This is a genomic window from Paenibacillus sp. EKM206P (genome assembly GCF_011066155.1).
Classification (GTDB): Bacteria; Bacillota; Bacilli; order Paenibacillales; family Paenibacillaceae; genus Paenibacillus; species Paenibacillus polymyxa_D.
Genome location: NZ_JAAMNQ010000130.1, coordinates 1 through 234 on the forward strand (window position 1 = coordinate 1; position 234 = coordinate 234).

Consider the following 234-nt stretch of genomic DNA (forward strand, 5'->3'; position numbering starts at 1 on the left):
GATTACAAGTAGAGTTGCCAACCTGTCGCTCAGCTTGCCATCCACAGTTCGAGCTGTAGTCTTGGATGACGAGGACGTTCAAGCTCAACTGGGAGCACAGGATGCGAGCAACCTGATCCCTGTCGCCGGCCCGCATAACCTGGCCTATATGATTTACACGTCAGGCACCACCGGTCAGCCGAAAGGGGTCATGATCGAGCAGGGCAGTGTTAGCAATCTGGTAGATGCTTTATG

General features: G+C 53.8%; 1 protein-coding gene. It reads left to right on the plus strand.

Annotation, left to right across the window (positions count from 1 at the left end; genetic code table 11):
• On the plus strand, nt 1-234 hold a 234-nt coding region (locus G9G53_RS26670), incomplete at both ends, for an AMP-binding protein (RefSeq protein ID WP_238794872.1).